The sequence below is a fragment of the Pseudomonas sp. LARHCG127 genome (genome assembly GCF_052871455.1).
The window spans coordinates 58,389-77,448 of the sequence record NZ_JBIXJT010000023.1; the positions used below are offsets into that span (position 1 = coordinate 58,389).

A 19,060-nucleotide genomic window follows, 5' to 3' on the forward strand; every position below is an offset into this window, starting at 1 on the left:
TCGCCACAGGTGCGTCGTTTACTTCGATACCTTGCCCAGCACCCGCAGGCGACTCACGCCACCGTCCGGGAACACGTTCAGGCGGATATGGGTGATCGGTCCCAGGGCCTTGATCTGCTCGGCGAAGGTGTGTTCGGCGTGCATTTCCAGCTTCTGGCTCGGCAACAGTTCGCGCCAGAACAACGACTGGGTTTCGATCTGGCTGTCGGTGCCGCCCTTGACGAACGCGCCCTGGATCGAGCAGCTGTCGGGGTAGTTACCCTTGAAGTGCAGGGTGTCGACGACGACCTGTTCAACGATGCCGGCATGGCCCAGGGCGACGATCACCCAGTCATTGCCCGGGGTACGACGACGGGCGGTTTCCCAGCCATCGCCCATGTTCACGCCACGGCCCGGGTTGAGGATGTTGCTCATGCGCCCGAAGTGTTCGTCGGAGCAGGCCAGGGCGCGGCCACCGTTGAGGGCGGCAGCCAGGTCGATCTGTTCGTTGTCGCCGACGGCCGACCAGTCGCGGTACGGAATGCCGTAGACCCGCAGGCGAGCCACGCCGCCGTCTGGATAGATGTTGAAGCGCAGGTGGCTGAAGGCCTGGTCATTGCTGATTTCGTGGTAGTGGTGGCTGTTGCCTTGCAATTCGACGGCCGACAGTACTTCAGTCCACTGGGTGTTTTCGTCCGGTTCGCCTTCGCTCAGGAAGCAGGCTTCCAAGGAGGCCGACGGTGGGTAGTTGCCGGTGAAGAATGAGGTGTCGATGTCCACGCCCTTGATCGAGCCCGCCACGCCCAGGCGGATCACCGCGCTGTCGTAGCCTTCGAAGCGCTTGCGCCGCGATTCCCAGCCGTCCATCCACTTGCCATTGTCATCGAACACGCCCTCCTTCCACACGGCCGGGGTCGGCTGGAACAGGCGGTTAGCGTCGGCGAACCAATCATCGGTAACCGAGATGATCTTGGTGCCCAGGCGGGCGTCGGCCAGGTTGACGAACTTCTCGAAAGGTACGGCGTAAGCTTTCATTCTTCTTGTCTGCCTTTAAATAGGTTGGCTGGGGATGCTTGCAGGGCCTCAAGTCGCAGGGCTGCTCGCTAAAGGGTCAGTAATCGGAACAACGCGATTTTGTTGATCTCTGCCAGCGCGCATTTGAATTCGGCGTCGGCCGAGTGATGGATGCGTGTTTCGAATGCCGCAAGGATCTGGTGCCGGTTGCTGCCTTTTACCGCCATGATGAAGGGAAACTTGAACTTGGCCTTGTAGGCGTCGTTCAGCTCGGTGAAGCGCTGGAACTCTTCGGCCGTGCATTGGTGAATACCGGCGCCCGCCTGTTCATTCGTGCTGGCTTCGGTCAGTTGGCCCTGAACGGCGGCTTTGCCGGCCAGGTCCGGGTGAGCGTTGATCAGCGCCAGTTGGCTGGCGTGATCGGCACTCAACAGGATGTCGCTCATGCGCTGGTGCAGGGTTTCGATCTCGTCGATCGAGGGATCCTGGCCTAGGTCAAAGGCTTTTTCGGCGACCCATGGCGAATGTTCGTAAATGTCAGCGAAGGCTTTGACGAACGCTTCGCGGCTCAAGGTGGAAGGCTTGAGGGTTTGGAAGGCGGTCATTTGGACGCTCCCTGATACGGATGGGTTTGCTGCCAGTGGCGAGCAATGTCGACACGACGGCTGAACCAGACGTGATCATGGCCTTTGACGTATTCGAGAAAGCGCTTGAGGGAGGCCAGTCGCGCAGGGCGGCCGATCAGCCGGCAATGCAGGCCGATGGAAAGCATCTTCGGCGCCTCGGCCCCTTCGGCGTACAACACGTCGAAAGCATCCTTGAGGTATTGGAAGAAATCATCGCCCTTGTTGAAACCCTGTACCTGGGTGAAGCGCATGTCGTTGGTGTCGAGGGTGTAGGGGATCACCAGGTGCGGCTTGCCGGTGGGGTTGTTCGGCTCCCAGTAGGGCAGGTCGTCGTCGTAGGTGTCGCTGTCATAGAGGAAACCGCCTTCTTCCATCACCAGGCGGCGGGTGTTCGGGCCGGTGCGGCCGGTGTACCAGCCCAGCGGACGTTCGCCGGCGATTTCGGTGAGGATGCGGATCGCTTCGAGCATGTGCTCGCGTTCCTGGGCCTCATCCATGTACTGGTAGTCGATCCAGCGATAGCCGTGGCTGCAGATCTCGTGGCCGGCGGCGACCATGGCGCGAATCACGTCTGGATGGCGCTGGGCGGCCATGGCCACGGCGAAAACGGTCAGCGGGATATCGAATTCCTTGAACAGCTTGAGGACACGCCAGACGCCGGCACGGCTGCCATACTCGTACAGCGATTCCATGCTCATGTTGCGTTCGCCCTGCAGCGGTTGCGCCGCGACCATCTCCGAAAGGAACGCTTCGGATTCCTTGTCGCCATGGAGGACGTTGCGCTCGCCACCTTCTTCGTAATTGAGCACGAAGGACAAGGCGATGCGGGCATTGCCCGGCCAATGGGGGTGGGGAGGGTTACTGCCGTAACCGATCAGGTCGCGTGGGTAGTCAGCGCTCACTGCAGTTTTCCTTCTTGTTCGAACCATGTAGGTGGCGCCCCGGTGATGAGTTTCAGGCTGGCGTCACGACGATGGAATGATTGTATACAACTTTATGTGCGATTTGTAAGCCTGATTTTTGCATTTTTCACAAGGCCCTCTCCCGGTGTCTACACTGCAAGAAACCTGCCCAGTTGGTCAATGAATCGTCGGGAGGGGCTTGTATTCATTGGTTTGACTTAAACCTGGGGTTGGCGTGCCGTCGCGCAGTCGAAGGGCTAAATATCTGTTTTTTATTGTGTACAATTTTATTTTAAAGTGTCTTAATTCGTTCATCGCCGTGGCGTTTCGTGCTCCGAAACGGTGCGGCCTGTCTTTCAACTGAATCAGGAGGCGTCGGGCCGGACTGCACTGCAGCGAGGCGCGCACAAGCAATGGGACGTTTGACTACTCACGTTTTGGATGCCGCACATGGCTGCCCGGGCAGCTCGATCAAGATCGAACTGTACCGCGTGGAAGATTCGCAACTGCAGTGGGTCGCCAGTGCACTGACCAACAGCGACGGCCGTTGCGATGCGCCCCTGTTGCAAGGGGATGACTACCGTTCGGGCGTTTATCAATTGCAATTCCACGCCGGTGATTACTACCGCGCCCGTGGCGTGCAAATGCCCGACCCAGCGTTCCTGGATGTGGTGGTGCTGCGCTTCGGTATTTCGGCCGAGCAAGAGCACTACCACGTGCCCTTGTTGATTTCGCCCTACGCCTATTCAACGTATCGAGGCAGTTGATCCCCCAAGCAACTGCCTTGTCCTGGAAGCGACTGCGCATAAGCTTCTTTGGTTTTTAGCCCGCTCACACTGCGGGCTTTTTTTCGTCCATGAAAAATAGGGTGCCTGGGAAGGTGCCTTCGCGAGCAAGCCCCACACTGGATTTTTGTCGTCACAAAAACCTGTGGGAGCGAGCTTGCTCGCGATGCTTTTGCTTTCTCAGCGACTCAACAAGGAGGCCGCCCCCGCGCCACCAAACAACCCGGCGCTGACCCGGTTGAACCAGCCCTGGCCTTTACCCGTACGCAGATACCGCGCCGCGCCGTGGGCACCGAGGCCATAAGCCAGCTTGCACAGCAGGTCGAGTACGGTCCAAGTGGCGATCATGATCAGCAGTTGCGGCAGGAATGGCTGTTCGGCGCTCAGGAATTGCGGCAGGAACGCAGCGAAGAACAGGATGTCTTTCGGGTTGCTTGCTCCCAGCACGAACGCGCGGCCGAAGAGCGTGCGAAAGCGCGGGACGGCGACAGCCTGGGGCACTTCGGCGCCTTGGGACGGTTGGCGCGATTGCTGCCAGCTCTGCCAGGCCAGGTAAAACAGGTACAGGGCGCCGACGATCTTCAGGGCGCTGAACAACTGCTCCGAGGCCATCAACAATGCACCGAGCCCCAGCGCCGAAGCACTCAGCAGGCAGATCGACGCGATCACGCCCCCCAGGAATGCCGGATAGGAGCGGCGCAGGCCGTAGTTCAGGCTATTGCCGATCATCAACAACGACAACGGGCCGGGGATGAGGATCACCACCAATGCGGCGCCACTGAACAACAGCCAGGTTTCCAGATTCATTACTTTGCTCCTGATGTACAAAAGCCTCACCCAGGGGGTGAGGCGGGTGAATACGGTTGCGCTTACAAGAAGATGAACTTGGCGATGAAGATCGCGCAAAGCACCCACAGGCTGACGGAAATTTCCTTGTGTTTACCGGTACCGGCCTTGAGCACCACATAGGTGATGAAACCCAGGGCGATGCCGTCGGCGACCGAGAACGTCAGGGGCATCATGATGGCCGTGACGATGGCCGGAATGCTGTCGGTTGCTTCGTCCCATTCGATGTGGGCCATGCCGCCCATCATCAGCATGGCGACGTAGATCAAGGCCCCGGCCGTGGCGTAGGCCGGAATCATCCCGGCCAGCGGTGCGAAGAACATGGCGGCAATAAATAGCACACCGACGGTCACGGCGGTAAGCCCCGTGCGGCCACCGGCGGCCACACCGGCGGCGCTTTCCACGTAGCTGGTCACTGGCGGTACACCGACCATGGCGCCGAATACGCTTGAAGCGCTGTCGGCCTTCAAGGCGCGGGACAGGTTCTCGATCTTGCCATCGGCTTTCACCAGGCCGGCGCGCTGGGCAACGCCCATCAGGGTGCCGGCGGTGTCGAACATGTGCACGAAAAGGAAGGCCAGCACCACGCTGATCATGCTGATGTTGAACACGCCGGCCACATCCATCGCCATCCAGGTCGGAGCCAGGCTCGGCGGTGTCGACATGACGCCGTTGTACTGCACTAACCCCAGGCCCCAACCGGCCAGGGTCACGGCGATGATGCTGATCAGGATCGCGCCGAACACACGGTGATAACTGAGCACGGCGATCATCAGGAAGCACACTGCGGCCAGCAACGGACCGGGTTCGCGCAACGAGCCGAGCTTGATCAAGGTGGCAGGGCTGTCCACGACGATCCCGGCGGTTTTCAGGCCGATCAGCCCGAGGAACAACCCGACCCCTGCGCCCATGGCGAAGCGCAGGCTCACCGGAATGCTGTTGAGCAGCCACTCGCGCACCCGCGACAAGGTCAGGAACATGAACAGCACACCGGAGATGAACACCGCGCCCAATGCGGTCTCCCAGTTGTAGCCCATGGTGCCGACCACGGTGTAGGTGAAGAAGGCGTTCAGGCCCATGCCCGGTGCCAGGCCCACCGGCCAGTTGGCGTAAAGGCCCATCAACAGGCAACCCAGGGCGGCGGCGATGCAGGTGGCGACGAAGGCGGCGCCGTGATCGATGCCGGCGTCGGCCATGATGTTGGGGTTGACGAAAATGATGTAGGCCATGGTGATGAAGGTTGTCAGGCCAGCAATCAGCTCGGTCTTCACCGTGGTGCCATGCAAGCTGAGTTTGAAGAGGCGTTCCAGCCAGCCACTGCGTAGTGGCGGCGAGAGGTCCAGCGTCCGGGCTTCGGGTTTGCGGCTTTCCACAGCGAGTACTCCTCAAGAGTATTATTGTTATTTCCAGCACCGCAAACGCCCTGGGGGGTGGTCGCGATGCGCTGAGGCAGGTAAGGCTGGCGAGGGTATGTTGACCTGTTGGTCAGGAACTCGCACGAAGCGAATTATGCTTTTGTATACAAATAATGCAAATAATGTTTTCTGTGTTGTCGACGAAATGTTTGGCGATAGGGGTATATCGACCTTTAGGACGCTATCGCGAGCAAGCTCGCTCCCACAGGTTCATGGGTGAACACAGACCTCGCATTCACCACAGTCCCACTGTGGAGCGAGCTTGCTCGCGATGGCGTCGGATCAGACGCCTTCATTCACTGGATTTCGCCAGTGCCAGATTCACCGCCAGCCACCCATCCACCGCCGCTTCCCCGGCTTCGGCAAACACCCGCTCCAGCAATTTCACCTGTTCACGCCGTAACGCCTGCTCAAAGCGCTCACCCTCGGCGGTCAGTTCCAGCAGCCGTTTGCGTTTGTCGGTCTCGGACGCAACGCTGTTCACCAAGTGCATTTCCATCAACTGCCGCAACGGCATGTTCAACGCCTGCTTGCTCACCCCAAGCAGGGCCAGCAATTCCTTCACGCTCAATGACGGATAGCGGGCGATGAAAAAGACGATGCGCTGGTGGACCCGGCTCAACCCACGACGCTCGAGCATTTCATCGGCCTTGGCGGTGAACGCCTGGTAACCGAAGAAAAACGCTTCCATGGCCATTTGTTGGGAGGCAGGGTTTTTAAGGTCAAGCATATTGACGTATCCACAGAGGTCGGCGTAATTTCGGTCAACCAGTTTGACTCATTATTCCAGCGACCGGCTACAGGTGACCCATGGCTTTTTCCGAACGTGTCTCGCGCCTCAAAAGTTCTTTGATTCGAGAAATCCTCGCGGCGGCGCAGCGTCCTGAGGTGATGTCGTTCGCCGGCGGCCTGCCGGCCGAAGCCATGCTGCCGAAAGTGGAATGGGCGGCCATGCCATTGTCCATGGGCCAGTACGGCATGAGCGAAGGCGAACCGGCCCTGCGCGAAGCCCTGGCAGCCCAGGCGCGGGCGTTGGGCGTGGCCTGTGAGGCGAGCCAGGTATTGGTGGTCAGCGGCTCCCAGCAAACCCTCGATTTGGCGGCCAAGCTGCACATCGACGTGGGCACCGAAGTGATGCTCGAAGCGCCGACCTATTTGGCGGCGTTGCAGATTTTCCAGCTGTTCGGCGCCGACTGCATCACCGTTCCCCTGGAGGCCGACGGCCCTGACTTGCAACAATTGCGGGCCCGGCTGGAGCAGCATCGCCCAGCGTTTATCTACCTGATCCCGACCTTCCAGAACCCTTCGGCGGTGCGCTACAGCGAGGCCAAGCGCGATGCGGTGGCGGCACTGCTGGACGAGTTTGGCGTCACCCTGATCGAGGACGAGCCCTACCGCGAGCTGACCTTCGATGGCGGCAGTGCCACGCCGATTGTCAGTCGCTTGAAGAGGGCCAGTTGGATCTACACCGGCACCGTGTCGAAAACCCTGTTGCCGGGGCTAAGGGTGGGCTACCTGATCGCCAGTCCGGATCTGTTCCCGCATCTGCTGCGGCTCAAGCAATCGGCGGACCTGCACACCAATCGCATCGGCCAGTGGCAGGCGCTGCAATGGATCGGCACCGAGCAGTACCGCAGCCATTTGAGTGAGTTGAGGGATTTCTATCGGGACCGTCGCGATCGGTTCCAGGCGGCGTTGCAAACGCATTTCGCTGATATCGCGGACTGGAACGTGCCCCAGGGCGGGTTGTTTTTCTGGCTGACCCTCAGGCAACCCCTGGACACCCGCACCTTGCTCGCCGCCGCCCTGGCGGCCGACGTGGCATTCATGCCGGGGGAGCCGTTCTTTCCTGAGCCGGACCAGCATCCGGGGCACTTGCGCTTGAACTTCAGTCACATCGACCCGGCGCGGTTGGATGAAGGACTCAAGCGGTTGGCGGGGGTGGTGCGGGAGGCGTTGGCTGCAAAAGCAGCCTGATTTAGGCGGTGGCTGGGCTGGCCCCATCGCGAGCAAGCTCGGCTCCCACAGGGGACTTGGTGAACACTGGATTTGTATTCACCACTGTCCTCTGTGGGAGCCGAGCTTGCTCGCGATGAGGCCAGTCGCCACACCATAAAACTATCAGGCCGCAGAAAACCGCTTATCCAAATAATCAATGATCACCTTGGACTCATACATCCAGGTGGTCTCGCCATTCTCTTCAATGCGCAGGCACGGCACTTTGATCCTGCCCCCTTGCTCCAGCAGCGTCTGGCGATCCTGCTCGTTGTTTTTCGCATCGCGCAGGGCCACCGGTACGTTGAGGCGACGCAGGGTACGGCGGGTCTTCACGCAGAACGGGCAGGCATGGAATTGATACAGCGTCAGGCTGCGAGCGGCCTGGTCGACCTGCGCCTGGGCCTCGGCCGGGCGCTGTTTCTTGCCAGGGCGGGTGATGAAGTCGATGAAAATGATGAGCTGGCCCAAGCCAACTCGAAGCGCTTTGACGATCACGGTATTCAGCCTCGCGGCAGGGAAGAAGAGGGCGCGCAGCTTACCTGATTTTTCACGGGCGAAAAAAAACCGGCGATCAATGCCGGTTTTCTTCTTGCGACGCGTTACTTGATGAGGCTGAGGAATTCGCTGCGAGTGGCGGCGTTTTCCCGGAACTCGCCGAGCATCACCGAAGTGATCATCGAGGAATTCTGCTTTTCCACACCGCGCATCATCATGCACATGTGCTTGGCCTCGATCACCACCGCCACGCCCAAGGCGCCGGTCACTTGCTGGACCGCGTCGGCGATCTGGCGGCTGAGGTTTTCCTGGATCTGCAGGCGACGGGCGTACATGTCGACGATGCGCGCGACCTTCGACAGCCCCAGTACCTTGCCGCTCGGGATGTAGGCCACGTGGGCCTTGCCGATGAAAGGCAGCAAGTGATGCTCGCACAACGAGTACAACTCGATGTCCTTGACCAGCACCATCTCGCTGTTATCGGAGCTGAACAAGGCACCGTTGGTGACTTCTTCCAGGGTCTGTTCATAACCGCGGCAGAGGTACTGCATGGCCTTGGCAGCGCGCTTGGGCGTGTCGAGCAGGCCCTCGCGGGAAACGTCCTCGCCCAGTTGGCCGAGAATCGCGGTGTAATTCTGTTCCAGTGTCACAGAGGCTGATTCCATAAGGGTTTCAGGAGGGTACTTGTTCTGTCTGTACCCATTTTGTACCAATCGAGCGTTTCGATTCTGCCCAGGCCATCCAGTCGATCCGGGAGATCCAGTGGGCATAGGTCGACAGCAATTGACGCTTTGACCGAGCTGAGAGGCAGTGATTGCAGGGTTTCATGCCCGCCGTGCTGCACATGGTAGCCTAAGTGTGACGGCAGTTGTATGGCCGGCGGGCGCGAACCTCCAATCCGATCAGTGTTGTCCTGAGGTCTCGGTTGACCGTACCGGCCTGCTTGGGTTGAAGAGACAAATCTGCTTCAGGACTGGTAGCATTACGCTATCTCTTGCCCTCTCTCTCAGGAACGGAATCCATGTCTAAAAGAATCTGTGCGCTGGCCCTGTCCATGGTAGCCACTCTCTCGGGAACGCAGGATGCAGTTGCAGCTGACTACCTGTTCAAGAACTTCGCTTATGACTCCCCTATCGCCAACTACACCGAGGCTGCCGGTTACTATGATTGTTCGACGCAAGTGGGTGCTACCGTAAAATGCACCGAATTGGTCTTTATTGAACAGAAGTTCACGGCGTCGTTGGTTTTCAAGAATGACAAGCTTTCAATGGTTTCGTTACTTTCGCCCGTTGATCATGAACTGTTCCAGCGCGCGATGGGCGCCTTGGAGAAGAACTTCGATATGGTCGCGGTTAGCGACGGCAAATCTATTCTGGATTTACTCGTCCTTGCGGGCAAATCCAAAAGCATCGAGGAAGTAACTGCCGAGTTTTCAAGTTTTGAAAATACGGCCTTGAATGCGGGTAATATTACTTACACGTTCGTTGAAAATGGAATGTCGATTAAAGGCGCTAGAAATTTTCGTGGCTTAGTAGAGCTGGCACCTGACAATATGAGGAGCGTGGATTTAAGCATCAACGGCATAGGTAACGATGCTTATTTGATTATAAAGTTTACTTTCTCAAAGCTTGACCAAATCAAGCTGGCGCATCAGGCCAATAAGCCGGCCGAGTCGTTTTAACAACAAAACATCATTCATCAAGCCCCGCCATTGCGGGGCTTTTTTTATCTCGGTACTTCCATGCATGCGCTGGCGGGTAGGACAACAGGTCTATTCGTCGCGGCCTTCCATCATGGTGCGCTTGAGCATCACGTAGACCGCCCCGGCGCCGCCGTGTTTTGCCTGGCAGGAGGTGAAGCCCAGCACTTGCGGGTGCTGGCGCAGCCAGGTGTTGACGTGGCTCTTGATCATCGGCCGCTTGCCGTCCAGGCGCACGGCTTTGCCATGGGTGACGCGCACGCAGCGGATCTCGAACTTGGTGGCTTCGGCCAGGAACGCCCAAAGGGTTTCCCGGGCCTTTTCGACGGTCATGCCGTGCAGGTCGAGGCTGCCTTCGAAGGGGATCTGGCCGACCTTCAGCTTGCGCATCTGGCTTTCCTGGACACCGTCGCGGGCCCACATCAACTCGTCTTCCGGCCCGACGTCGATCACGAACTGATCGGACAAGCCGTCCACGGTGGTGGCGTCGGTGCGCACGGTGGCGGCTTGGCGCAGCTTGGCGATCTGCGCGCGATCGGCCTTGGGCTTGCCGGTCTCGGCACGGTCGTGTTTGATCGGTTTTACGCCCTGGATCGCACTTTTGAACAAGGAAAAGTCGTCGTCTTGCATGTCAGCCTCCGCGAAGCCGGCCAGTTTACCCAACTCTGGCGGGATCAGGCGCGACAAAACGTCGAGTGGCGGATCAGTCGTGCTTTTTCATCAGGTGCGGAGCCATGGCCAGCTCCAGGGATTGGCGGGCGCGACGGCGGCAGCGGCGCCAGAGCCAGACGCCCAGCAACAGTACGAAAAGACCGACTGCCAGGATGATCGCCGAACCCATTGGGGTGGCATTCAACTCGCCCAGTGCGGGAGGGCGGCCCAGCAGGCTGGCGGCACCGGCCATGGCCAGCAGTACACCGAGTGTTGCCAGCAGCGCGGCGATCGCCGCGCCGAAACGAAACCGCCAGTTGCTCGGGCCCTTGGGCCGCAAGCGACGTGCGTCAAAACCATCGGATAACTTCATTCCGACCTTCCTCAATGGGTATCGGCCCTTCGACCGGAAGATATTCGGGTTGTTCCTGAAGGTAGGGCAATTGCAGCAAATGAGAGGCTTTTGCGGATGAGCGGCGGGAGTGGCCGCTCATCAAGGCGCATCAGATGAAGTCGCGGGTCAGGGCCAGGGTGGCGAAGTTGTCGGCCATGATCGCCATTTCGGTCTGCTGCACGTGCTCGGCGCTGAGGACGCCGCCCTTGTATGGCAGGTCGCGCGTGGCGCAGGCGTCTTCCACCAGGGTACAGCGGAAGCCCAGGTTCTTGGCGGCGCGCACGGTGGTGCTGACACTGGAATGGCTCATGAACCCACACACGATCAGGTCCAGGGGGCCGAAGTCTTCCAGGCGTTTTTTCAGCTCGGTGCCGTGGAAGGCGCTGGGCAGCAGCTTTTCGACCACGGTTTCGTCGCCCTGGGGTTCGAGGCCGGGGATGAACTCCCCGCGTTCACCTTGTGGATCGAACAGCCCGCCATGGGTGCCCAGGTGGCGCACATGCACGATCGGGCGACCGGCTGCGCGGGCCGCGCCGAGCAGTTGCTTGATGTTCGCGACGGCTGCATCCATGCCGCTCAGGGCCAGGGGCCCGGCGAGGTATTCTTTCTGGGCATCGATGATGATCAAGGTCGCTTGACTCAGGTTGGCCGCTGCATAACCACGGCCGCTGAGTTGAAACATCGTTTTTGGAACGGACATTCTGGGGCTCCTTCGAGTGGGGCTTTTGCGACATTCTCCTCTGGCTGAGCGGTTCTGTGAATCGCTTCCATCGCAAGGGCCGCCGTTGCTGGCCTACAGCCTTGTCAAGATGCTCGTCTCGTTCAATAGGCGGTGCAAAAAAACGATAAATCCTACGGTTGGTCCGGCGCTTTTCGTTCGTCATCGAGGCGCGTTTGGGTGGCGCCGCGTTTGACTGGTAGACTCGCCCGTCGATTTTTCTGGAGTTTGCCGCCGTGATCACTTCCCGTCTCCGTACCCTGCGCGACCATATCCGTTGGGCCGTCAGCCGTTTCCATGGAGAGGATCTGTTTTTCGGCCATGGCACCGACAACGCGTGGGACGAAGCCAGGCAACTGGTGTTGGGCGCATTGCATCTGCCGTGGGAAATTGCCGACAGCTACCTGGACTGCCGTCTTGAAGACGAAGAACTGGTCCATGTGCAGCGCCTGCTGCGCCGACGCATTGCCGAGCGCATTCCGACGGCCTACCTGTTGGGTGAAGCCTGGTTTTGCGGGATGTCGTTCATTGTTGATGAGCGCGTGCTCATTCCGCGCTCGCCCATCGGTGAGCTGATCGAAAAGCGTTTTGAGCCTTGGTTGGGCCAGGCGCCGGCACGGATTCTCGATCTGTGCACCGGTTCCGGCTGCATCGGCATCGCCTGTGCCTATGAATTCCCGGAAGCCGAAGTGGTGCTGGCCGACCTGTCGTTCGAAGCGCTGGAAGTGGCCAACCAGAACATCGAGCGCCACGGTGTCGATGAGCGCGTATTCACCGTCCAGGGTGATGGCTTCGAAGGTTTGCCGGGGCAACGTTTCGACCTGATCGTGTCGAACCCACCCTACGTCGATGCGGAAGATTTCGCCGATATGCCCCAGGAATACCAGCACGAGCCGGAATTGGGTCTGGCCTGTGGCGATGACGGCCTGGACCTGGTTCGGCGGATGCTGGCCGAGGCGGCCGATCATCTGACCGAGAAGGGGCTGTTGATTGTCGAGGTGGGCAACAGCCAGGTGCACGTCGAGGCGCTGTACCCGGAAGTCGATTTTGCCTGGCTGGACTTCGAGCGCGGCGGGCATGGCGTGTTCATGCTCAGCGCCGAGCAGTGCCGCGAGCACCAGGCGTTGTTTGCTTCGCGGGTTTGACCACTGTGACCGCTTTTGTGGCGAGGGAGCTTGCTCCCGCTGGGCCCTGTAGGAGCTGGCGAAGCCTGCGATCTTTTGATCTTTCGCTTGAGATTCAAGTGGCTGGGGAAGATCGCAGCCTCGTTGCACTCGACAGCTCCTACAGACGCAGCCGAGCGGGAGCAAGCTCCCTCGCCACGGGATTGTCTGTATTGCGCGGCAACCCCACAGGGGGTGTTCATGCGCGGTTGGAGTCAGTGCCGCGTCGCAATCCAGATCAGCAACCCCGCCTGAAACATGGCGAAGGCCACCAGGCAGGTGATGGTGAAGCGCAAGCCGGTGTCTTCGCGCTTGAACTTGGTGACCTTCTCTTCCTGCTGCTTGAGTTTGACTTCCTGTTCCGCCAGGTTCTGCTCGGCTTGTTGCAGCATCTGCGCGGCTTCGAGGATGGTCACGAACTGCAGCTTCTCGGTGTTCCAGTCGCCGACCAGATCGCCAACCTGGGCTGACTTGATACTACCCTTGAGGTGCTGGGCGTCGGCATAGGCCACTTCGAAACCCTGGGCCTTGAGGAAGCGATCACGGCGCAGGCGCGTGTCTTCGTTCAGGGCGTCCTTGTTATCCAGGTCGGTGCCGTCTACCTGATAGGCCGACCAGCGCTTCTTGGCCCAGGTAATACCCTGGGCCGCGAGGAAACGGCCGATGCCACGGTTCAACGGCTCGACTTGGAGGTTGTCCGGGGAAAAAGTCAGGCGTTTCTCGACGTGATCGGCCCAGACGTCCAGATGATTCTGTTCCTTGCGCACCCGCTGGTTCGGCAGTTGGAGGGTCATGCGCAGCAGGCTGCGTTCCTTGCTGTGGCGCTCGACATAGCTGAACTCGACAAACCGCAACGGCCGCACGCCGGTGGCGCGGTCGGTCTTGAGCGGCGCCAGCCGGAGCATCTTGTGATGCTCGGTCTGTACGTCGGCCCACGGCAGCTCAGCCACGGACGAGGCGGGGGCTTCGGCAGCGGTGTCGGGGGAAGCTTGAGTTTCAGTCATAACGGCAAAATCCTGTCCAGGCCGGCGGGTCGGTAGCCATTGCGCTATCCGACACCGGGTTATCGGCCATTTTTGCCAGTACTGAAGCTAAATCGACTAAAACCGCCTAACGCGCGGCTAACGCGTCAATAAAACGCAGAACCCGCGTGCCGAGCTCGGCCGCCAGGGGCAGGTTGGGGTCTTTGTAGGAAGCCAGTTGTTGTTTGACGTCGTTGGGCACGATGCGCATCACGTGGTTCATGCCCTGGATCAGCGCCAACTCGGCGTCGGGCTTGGCGGCTTTCAACTGCCGGGCATCATCGATGCTGACCTGGATGTCGTTGCTGCCCTGGATGATCAAGGCCGGCATCTTCAACGCGGCGAAAGCCCGAGCCGGGTCCTGGCGGAACAACGAGATCAGGTAGGGTTGTACGCTGGGGCGGAAAATCACCTGCAGTTGCGTCGGCACGTTGTCGTCGAGTCGCCCGGCCTTGAGGCTGTCGAGCAGCTCATTGCTGCGCAACATCAGCGGCGGTGGCAGGCGGTTGCTCAATTGTTGGCGCAGTACCTGGTCGATTGGCCGGGCACTGCCGGACAGGGAAATGACCGCCGCCGCGTTGGCCTGGGGCGCGGCGAGGCTGGCGATCAACGCGCCTTCGCTGTGGCCCAGCAGGATCAACGGGCCCAGGCGTGGGTCGGCGGCGAGTTTGCGGCTCCAGGCCACGGTATCGGCGACATAGGTCTCGACGCTCAGGTTGCGCTCGTCCGGTGTCGCTGCGAGGCTGGCGGCCACGCCGCGTTTGTCATAGCGCACGCTGGCAATGTTGTGCCTGGCCAAGACCCAGGCCAGGCGCTTGAGGCTGTCGTTGCGCCCGCCCTCGGGGTTGTTACCGTCGCGGTCTGTAGGACCGGACCCGGAAATGATCAGGACAACCGGCACGGGCGTGTCGGACTTGGGCAGCAACAATGAGCCGAATAGTTCGCCATTGCCGGTGTCGAGGCTGATCGGGCGTTGCAGCACCGTGGCCTGGGCCAGGCAGGAAAACAGGCCGGTGAACAAGGTAAGGCTTAGGGCTAGCAGCTTTAACATCATCACGCCATTAGTTGCGAAGGTGCCGGTTGGACTGGTGGGCGCCGATAAGGTTCGAGGATGAACTACGCGGGGAGCCTGCGTATACTGGCGCCCACTACGAATCCAAGGTTGAGTCTCTCAGCGTTTTTCACGGAGCACCCTGCATGTCCGGCAATACCTACGGCAAGCTGTTCACTGTCACCACCGCGGGCGAAAGCCATGGCCCGGCGTTGGTCGCCATTGTCGACGGCTGCCCGCCGGGCCTGGAGATTTCCCTGGACGACCTGCAACGTGACCTGGACCGCCGCAAGCCCGGCACCAGCCGCCATACCACCCAGCGGCAGGAAGCCGATGAAGTCGAAATCCTGTCCGGCGTGTTCGAAGGACGCACCACCGGCTGTGCCATCGGCCTGCTGATCCGCAACACCGACCAGAAGTCCAAGGACTACTCGGCCATCAAGGACCTGTTCCGCCCGGCCCACGCCGACTACACCTACCACCACAAATACGGTGAACGCGACTACCGTGGCGGCGGTCGCAGCTCGGCCCGGGAAACCGCCATGCGCGTGGCGGCCGGGGCGATTGCCAAGAAGTACCTGGCCAGCCAGGGCATCGTCATCCGTGGCTACATGAGCCAGTTGGGCCCCATCGAAATCCCGTTCAAGACCTGGGACTCGGTAGAGCAGAACGCCTTTTTCTGCCCCGATCCAGACAAGGTGCCAGAACTCGAGGCCTACATGGACCAACTGCGCCGGGACCAGGACTCGGTCGGCGCAAAGATCACCGTCGTCGCCGAAGGCGTGATGCCGGGCCTTGGCGAGCCGATCTTCGACCGCCTCGACGCCGAGCTGGCTCATGCGCTGATGAGCATCAACGCGGTGAAAGGCGTGGAAATCGGCGCCGGTTTTGCCTGCGTCGCCCAGCGTGGCACCGAGCACCGTGACGAACTGACGCCTGAGGGTTTCCTCAGCAATAATGCCGGCGGCATCCTCGGCGGCATTTCCTCGGGCCAGCCGATCGTGGCGCACCTGGCCTTGAAGCCGACGTCCAGCATCACCACGCCGGGGCGCTCCATCGATGTCCATGGCAACCCGGTGGAGGTCATCACCAAGGGCCGTCACGACCCCTGCGTCGGCATTCGTGCTACGCCCATCGCCGAGGCGATGATGGCCATCGTGCTGATGGATCACCTGCTGCGTCATCGCGGCCAGAACGCCGACGTGCGCGTCAGCACCCCGGTGCTGGGGCAGCTTTGATGGTCGGCCTGCCAGCCGCCGTGGCCTGACGACCGTGGCGGCACTGCCGTACTGGCGGCTTTCCAGCTTCTATCTGTTCTATTTCGCGCTGCTCGGTTCGACGGCGCCGTTCCTGGCGCTGTATTTCGATCACCTGGGGTTCAACGCGGCGCGCATCGGCGAGCTGGTGGCCATCCCCATGCTGATGCGTTGCGTGGCGCCGAACATCTGGGGTTGGCTGGGGGATTACACCGGCCGACGCCTGGCAATCGTGCGCTTTGGCGCGATCTGCACGCTGTTGGCCTTCTCGCTGATCTTCATCGACAAAAGCTACGCCTGGCTGGCGATGGTCATGGCGTTACACGCATTTTTCTGGCACGCGGTGTTGCCGCAGTTCGAAGTCATCACCTTGGCCCATCTGAGCGGGCAGGCCTCGCGCTACAGCCAGATCCGCCTGTGGGGCTCCATCGGTTTCATCATCACTGTGGTCGTGCTTGGCCGCTTGTTCGAATGGCTGAGCCTGGACATCTACCCGGTAGCCCTGGTGTTGATCATGGCCGGCATCGTCCTCGCCAGTTTCTGGGTGCCCAATGCCCAGCCATTGCAGGGGCCGCGAGTCGCGGGGGAGGGCTTCCTGCGGCAACTGCGCAACCCTGGCGTACTGGCGTTCTACACCTGCGTGGGCCTGATGCAGGTGAGTCACGGGCCGTATTACACCTTCCTGACGTTGCACCTCGAACGCCTGGGCTACAGTCGCGGTTTGATCGGCCTGCTCTGGGCGGTCGGCGTGGTGGCAGAGGTGTTGGTCTTCCTGCTGATGAGCCGGATCCTGGCGCGATTTTCCGTGCGCCGGGTACTGCTGGTGAGTTTCCTGCTGGCGGCGTTGCGCTGGTTGCTGCTGGGTTCGCTGGCCGAATTTCTCTGGGTGCTGCTGTTTGCCCAAGTGCTGCACGCGGCGACCTTCGGCAGCTTTCACGCCGCCGCCATCCATTTCGTGCAACGCAGCTTCGGCCCTCGCCAGCAAGGCCAGGGGCAGGCGCTGTATGCGGCGCTGGCCGGCACGGGCGGGGCCTTGGGCGCGTTGTATTCCGGCTACAGTTGGAACGCCCTGGGCGCCACTTGGACCTTCAGCCTCGCCAGCCTCGCGGCCTTTGCGGCAGCCGTTATCATTGCGACACGTATGCAAGAGGACCGGCCATGAGCCTTCGAACCGTTAATTTGCTGGAGCCATTTTCATGAGCAGCCTGTCCGTCTATCACGTTTCGAGCCCTGAGATTCCGAACAAGGTGTTGACCCACTTCGAGGACATTGTCGCGACGTTGGCTGAGCAAGGTGTTCGCTTTGCCCGTTGGGAAGCGGCGGTGAAAATTCAGCCGGGTGCCAGTGAGGAGGAGATCATTGCGGCTTACCAGGTTCAGATCGATGGGGTGATGACTGAGCGGGGGTATGTTGCGGTCGATGTGGTTAGCGTCAGAAGCGATCATCCGGAACCGGCTGGAGGGCTTGATGAATACTGTCATAGCCAGGAAGAGGTACGATTCTTCGTTAGTGGTCGGGGGTTGTTTAGTCTGCACATCGGCGATTATGTCTACGCCGTGTTGTGTGAAAGGAACGACTTGATCACGGTGCCTGCTGGTATGCCGCATTGGTTTGATGGGGGGGAGCGGCCGTATTTCGTTTCGATTCGGTTGTCTGGTGATTTGCAGGGGTTGGTTGCCGAGGTTACTGGGGATGATATTGCTCGGCGGTTTCCTCGTTTGGAGGATTGACCTGTATCTGGTGTGAGATTTTTGTGTATATCCGTTGCTGCGGTAACGGCTGCTTATGGTTCCGCTCTTACAGCGGGTCACTTTTGGAAGAGCCGGGAGCCGGACCAGCCAAAAGTAACCAAAAGCGCTTTGCCCCACCACTCGGCACCTCGCCTAGGCTCGGTGTGCCCTCACTCCGGCATTGCTCCGTGGGCCGCCGCGAAGGGCCATCCATGGCCCAGCGCGGCTAACCCGGCATCCATGCCGAGGTGCCCACTGCGCAATGCCTGCGTTCGGCCAGCGTGGTTTAACGGGGCGTTCAGATCAAGATCAAGATCCAAAGCAAGAGCAAGAGCAAGAGCAAGAGTGGGGCAAAGGCCGACATCTATGTGGCTGAGCCACCGCTATCGCGAGCAAGCTCGCTCCCACAATGGATCTGCGGTGAACACAAACTCATGAACACCCAAGATCCCCTGTGGGAGCGAGCTTGCTCGCGAAGAGGCCGGCCCACCAACATCACCGTCAACTGACACACCGCTTTCGCGAGCAAGCTCGCTCCCACAATGGATCTGCGGTGAACACAAGACTCATGAACACCCAAGATCCCCTGTGGGAGCGAGCTTGCTCGCGATGAGGCCGGCACATCCAACATCACTGCAAACGGGCCCACCGCCTTCGCGAGCAAGCCCGCTCCCACAGGAGGAACGCGGTCCCCATCAGTCATAAGTGGCCGTTACCGCAGAAACGGATATACACACCGATCAATTGCCCTCAAAAGAAGGCGCAAAAAAACGACGCTTCCCATCTCTGAAAAGCGCCGTTTCCAAGTAAACAGCAAATCAAATTGACCAGCAGACTCAAGCGCTATGGTAAGTCGGCAGCGCAAACCGATGCTGGCTCTGCAACAGCGTGATCTGTGGCAACTCGCTGGCCTGTTCAGCCAGGTCGCGACGGATCGCGCTGATCGCCCAGGACAACTGGTCCCCCGCATGCAATTGAGCATAGGAAATCGTGCGCTTGAACAGCTTGCCGTCGCTATTGCGCAAGGTCAGCAAAATGCCGCCATCCGGGCGGGGCTGAGTGGTCACTTCGTAGTTGGAAAACAGGGACGCAAACTTTTCTTGAATCATGTTCATAGTTGACTGCTCCATGGTGTGGCAAACCGTGGAGGGGTGGTTGCACTGTCTGTGCCAGCATCTAAGTTTTCAATAAATACTTTAAAAACAATAGGTTATGTTTTGTGTGGGATTTTGCTTTCGTGCATCTTGCATGAATGGCCACCGTGCATCCTGCATTTTGCGTGGTCCGGCAATGATTTTTGGAACCAAATCGTTTTC

The 19,060-nt window shown here is 60.0% G+C and carries 21 protein-coding genes; 7 read left to right on the top strand and 14 right to left on the bottom strand.

The features are described from left to right. Positions 1 to 18: 18 nt before the first annotated feature. The 3 genes from alc to puuE all read right to left on the bottom strand — a co-directional run bounded on the left by alc (position 19) and on the right by puuE (position 2,521). Positions 19 to 1,014: an allantoicase gene (gene alc, locus ACIPQ1_RS27060; protein WP_434574647.1), complete on the bottom strand. Its 996-nt coding sequence runs from the start codon at positions 1,012 to 1,014 to the stop codon at positions 19 to 21. 68 nt (positions 1,015 to 1,082) lie between these two features. Continuing rightward, positions 1,083 to 1,598 (bottom strand): 2-oxo-4-hydroxy-4-carboxy-5-ureidoimidazoline decarboxylase, encoded by a 516-nt coding sequence (gene uraD, locus ACIPQ1_RS27065; protein ID WP_039594512.1) that lies wholly within the window; start codon positions 1,596 to 1,598, stop codon positions 1,083 to 1,085. Continuing rightward, positions 1,595 to 2,521 (bottom strand): allantoinase PuuE, encoded by a 927-nt coding sequence (gene puuE, locus ACIPQ1_RS27070; RefSeq protein WP_186710100.1) that lies wholly within the window; start codon positions 2,519 to 2,521, stop codon positions 1,595 to 1,597. Before puuE ends, uraD begins: the two co-directional genes overlap by 4 nt. 413 nt (positions 2,522 to 2,934) lie before the next feature. Between puuE and uraH the strand changes: the two genes are divergently transcribed. Continuing rightward, on the top strand, positions 2,935 to 3,288 hold the full coding sequence (uraH, locus tag ACIPQ1_RS27075) for a hydroxyisourate hydrolase (RefSeq protein ID WP_250964843.1): 354 nt from the start codon (positions 2,935 to 2,937) through the stop codon (positions 3,286 to 3,288). Positions 3,289 to 3,486: 198 nt separating this feature from the next. On the opposite strand, the gene ACIPQ1_RS27080 is transcribed toward uraH, so the two are convergent. The 3 genes from ACIPQ1_RS27080 to ACIPQ1_RS27090 all read right to left on the bottom strand — a co-directional run bounded on the left by ACIPQ1_RS27080 (position 3,487) and on the right by ACIPQ1_RS27090 (position 6,297). Next, positions 3,487 to 4,113, bottom strand: a complete 627-nt coding sequence (locus tag ACIPQ1_RS27080) for a LysE family translocator (RefSeq protein WP_411385346.1) — start codon at positions 4,111 to 4,113, stop codon at positions 3,487 to 3,489. 62 nt (positions 4,114 to 4,175) lie between these two features. Then, positions 4,176 to 5,525 (bottom strand): NCS2 family permease, encoded by a 1,350-nt coding sequence (locus tag ACIPQ1_RS27085; RefSeq protein WP_434574649.1) that lies wholly within the window; start codon positions 5,523 to 5,525, stop codon positions 4,176 to 4,178. 334 nt (positions 5,526 to 5,859) lie between these two features. Beyond that, positions 5,860 to 6,297 carry a MarR family winged helix-turn-helix transcriptional regulator gene (locus tag ACIPQ1_RS27090; protein WP_250964846.1) on the bottom strand — a complete coding sequence of 146 codons (438 nt, stop codon included), beginning with the start codon at positions 6,295 to 6,297 and terminating at the stop codon, positions 5,860 to 5,862. A gap of 80 nt (positions 6,298 to 6,377) precedes the next feature. Here ACIPQ1_RS27090 and ACIPQ1_RS27095 point away from each other — a divergent pair, with 80 nt between their 5' ends. Next, the gene (locus tag ACIPQ1_RS27095) at positions 6,378 to 7,544 is read left to right on the top strand and encodes an aminotransferase-like domain-containing protein (RefSeq protein WP_446535077.1); all 1,167 of its coding nucleotides are present in this window, start codon (positions 6,378 to 6,380) and stop codon (positions 7,542 to 7,544) included. A 144-nt stretch (positions 7,545 to 7,688) separates the two neighbouring features. On the opposite strand, the gene ACIPQ1_RS27100 is transcribed toward ACIPQ1_RS27095, so the two are convergent. After that, the gene (locus tag ACIPQ1_RS27100; protein WP_186710078.1) at positions 7,689 to 8,060 is read right to left on the bottom strand and encodes a glutathione S-transferase N-terminal domain-containing protein; all 372 of its coding nucleotides are present in this window, start codon (positions 8,058 to 8,060) and stop codon (positions 7,689 to 7,691) included. A gap of 104 nt (positions 8,061 to 8,164) precedes the next feature. Beyond that, positions 8,165 to 8,710 carry a GTP cyclohydrolase I FolE gene (gene folE, locus ACIPQ1_RS27105; protein ID WP_010456659.1) on the bottom strand — a complete coding sequence of 182 codons (546 nt, stop codon included), beginning with the start codon at positions 8,708 to 8,710 and terminating at the stop codon, positions 8,165 to 8,167. Between the two features lie 371 nt (positions 8,711 to 9,081). Between folE and ACIPQ1_RS27110 the strand changes: the two genes are divergently transcribed. Continuing rightward, positions 9,082 to 9,741 carry a hypothetical protein gene (locus ACIPQ1_RS27110; RefSeq protein WP_250964849.1) on the top strand — a complete coding sequence of 220 codons (660 nt, stop codon included), beginning with the start codon at positions 9,082 to 9,084 and terminating at the stop codon, positions 9,739 to 9,741. A 90-nt stretch (positions 9,742 to 9,831) separates the two neighbouring features. Here ACIPQ1_RS27110 and ACIPQ1_RS27115 read toward each other — a convergent pair whose 3' ends face one another. From ACIPQ1_RS27115 to ACIPQ1_RS27125, 3 genes are all read right to left on the bottom strand, one after another. Then, positions 9,832 to 10,389: a Smr/MutS family protein gene (locus tag ACIPQ1_RS27115; RefSeq protein ID WP_025214971.1), complete on the bottom strand. Its 558-nt coding sequence runs from the start codon at positions 10,387 to 10,389 to the stop codon at positions 9,832 to 9,834. 73 nt (positions 10,390 to 10,462) lie between these two features. Beyond that, positions 10,463 to 10,783 carry a hypothetical protein gene (locus ACIPQ1_RS27120; protein WP_014339620.1) on the bottom strand — a complete coding sequence of 107 codons (321 nt, stop codon included), beginning with the start codon at positions 10,781 to 10,783 and terminating at the stop codon, positions 10,463 to 10,465. Between the two features lie 130 nt (positions 10,784 to 10,913). Next, positions 10,914 to 11,504 carry a cysteine hydrolase family protein gene (locus tag ACIPQ1_RS27125; protein WP_014339619.1) on the bottom strand — a complete coding sequence of 197 codons (591 nt, stop codon included), beginning with the start codon at positions 11,502 to 11,504 and terminating at the stop codon, positions 10,914 to 10,916. A gap of 254 nt (positions 11,505 to 11,758) precedes the next feature. Between ACIPQ1_RS27125 and prmB the strand changes: the two genes are divergently transcribed. After that, positions 11,759 to 12,667: a 50S ribosomal protein L3 N(5)-glutamine methyltransferase gene (gene prmB, locus ACIPQ1_RS27130; RefSeq protein WP_411385344.1), complete on the top strand. Its 909-nt coding sequence runs from the start codon at positions 11,759 to 11,761 to the stop codon at positions 12,665 to 12,667. A gap of 233 nt (positions 12,668 to 12,900) precedes the next feature. On the opposite strand, the gene ACIPQ1_RS27135 is transcribed toward prmB, so the two are convergent. Together ACIPQ1_RS27135 and ACIPQ1_RS27140 are read right to left on the bottom strand one after the other, a co-directional pair. Further along, positions 12,901 to 13,689 (bottom strand): hypothetical protein, encoded by a 789-nt coding sequence (locus tag ACIPQ1_RS27135; protein WP_250964852.1) that lies wholly within the window; start codon positions 13,687 to 13,689, stop codon positions 12,901 to 12,903. Between the two features lie 106 nt (positions 13,690 to 13,795). Then, positions 13,796 to 14,761: an alpha/beta hydrolase gene (locus ACIPQ1_RS27140; RefSeq protein ID WP_411385343.1), complete on the bottom strand. Its 966-nt coding sequence runs from the start codon at positions 14,759 to 14,761 to the stop codon at positions 13,796 to 13,798. Positions 14,762 to 14,904: 143 nt separating this feature from the next. Between ACIPQ1_RS27140 and aroC the strand changes: the two genes are divergently transcribed. From aroC to ACIPQ1_RS27155, 3 genes are read left to right on the top strand one after another with little or no spacing between them, the layout of a single operon-like run. Next, positions 14,905 to 15,996: a chorismate synthase gene (gene aroC, locus ACIPQ1_RS27145; protein WP_411385342.1), complete on the top strand. Its 1,092-nt coding sequence runs from the start codon at positions 14,905 to 14,907 to the stop codon at positions 15,994 to 15,996. A gap of 34 nt (positions 15,997 to 16,030) precedes the next feature. Further along, entirely contained in the window at positions 16,031 to 17,176 is a 1,146-nt protein-coding gene (locus ACIPQ1_RS27150; RefSeq protein WP_411385341.1) for an MFS transporter, read from the top strand. Positions 17,177 to 17,210: 34 nt separating this feature from the next. After that, on the top strand, positions 17,211 to 17,744 hold the full coding sequence (locus tag ACIPQ1_RS27155; protein ID WP_250964856.1) for a 1,2-dihydroxy-3-keto-5-methylthiopentene dioxygenase: 534 nt from the start codon (positions 17,211 to 17,213) through the stop codon (positions 17,742 to 17,744). A gap of 836 nt (positions 17,745 to 18,580) precedes the next feature. Here the strand turns inward: ACIPQ1_RS27155 and ACIPQ1_RS27160 are convergent. After that, complete coding sequence (locus ACIPQ1_RS27160) at positions 18,581 to 18,859, bottom strand: DUF3509 domain-containing protein (protein ID WP_003204481.1); 279 nt, start codon at positions 18,857 to 18,859, stop codon at positions 18,581 to 18,583. Between the last annotated feature and the right edge of the window lie 201 nt (positions 18,860 to 19,060).

Bases quoted from the DNA above. Each gene is read 5' to 3' on its own strand.
- alc (WP_434574647.1), bottom strand. From the start codon at position 1,014: ATGAAAGCTTACGCCGTACCTTTCGAGAAGTTCGTCAACCTGGCCGAC.
- uraD (WP_039594512.1), bottom strand. From the start codon at position 1,598: ATGACCGCCTTCCAAACCCTCAAGCCTTCCACCTTGAGCCGCGAAGCG.
- uraH (WP_250964843.1), top strand. From the start codon at position 2,935: ATGGGACGTTTGACTACTCACGTTTTGGATGCCGCACATGGCTGCCCG.
- ACIPQ1_RS27080 (WP_411385346.1), bottom strand. From the start codon at position 4,113: ATGAATCTGGAAACCTGGCTGTTGTTCAGTGGCGCCGCATTGGTGGTG.
- ACIPQ1_RS27090 (WP_250964846.1), bottom strand. From the start codon at position 6,297: ATGCTTGACCTTAAAAACCCTGCCTCCCAACAAATGGCCATGGAAGCG.
- ACIPQ1_RS27095 (WP_446535077.1), top strand. From the start codon at position 6,378: ATGGCTTTTTCCGAACGTGTCTCGCGCCTCAAAAGTTCTTTGATTCGA.
- ACIPQ1_RS27110 (WP_250964849.1), top strand. From the start codon at position 9,082: ATGTCTAAAAGAATCTGTGCGCTGGCCCTGTCCATGGTAGCCACTCTC.
- ACIPQ1_RS27115 (WP_025214971.1), bottom strand. From the start codon at position 10,389: ATGCAAGACGACGACTTTTCCTTGTTCAAAAGTGCGATCCAGGGCGTA.
- ACIPQ1_RS27120 (WP_014339620.1), bottom strand. From the start codon at position 10,783: ATGAAGTTATCCGATGGTTTTGACGCACGTCGCTTGCGGCCCAAGGGC.
- ACIPQ1_RS27125 (WP_014339619.1), bottom strand. From the start codon at position 11,504: ATGTCCGTTCCAAAAACGATGTTTCAACTCAGCGGCCGTGGTTATGCA.
- ACIPQ1_RS27135 (WP_250964852.1), bottom strand. From the start codon at position 13,689: ATGACTGAAACTCAAGCTTCCCCCGACACCGCTGCCGAAGCCCCCGCC.
- ACIPQ1_RS27140 (WP_411385343.1), bottom strand. From the start codon at position 14,761: ATGATGTTAAAGCTGCTAGCCCTAAGCCTTACCTTGTTCACCGGCCTG.
- aroC (WP_411385342.1), top strand. From the start codon at position 14,905: ATGTCCGGCAATACCTACGGCAAGCTGTTCACTGTCACCACCGCGGGC.
- ACIPQ1_RS27155 (WP_250964856.1), top strand. From the start codon at position 17,211: ATGAGCAGCCTGTCCGTCTATCACGTTTCGAGCCCTGAGATTCCGAAC.
- ACIPQ1_RS27160 (WP_003204481.1), bottom strand. From the start codon at position 18,859: ATGAACATGATTCAAGAAAAGTTTGCGTCCCTGTTTTCCAACTACGAA.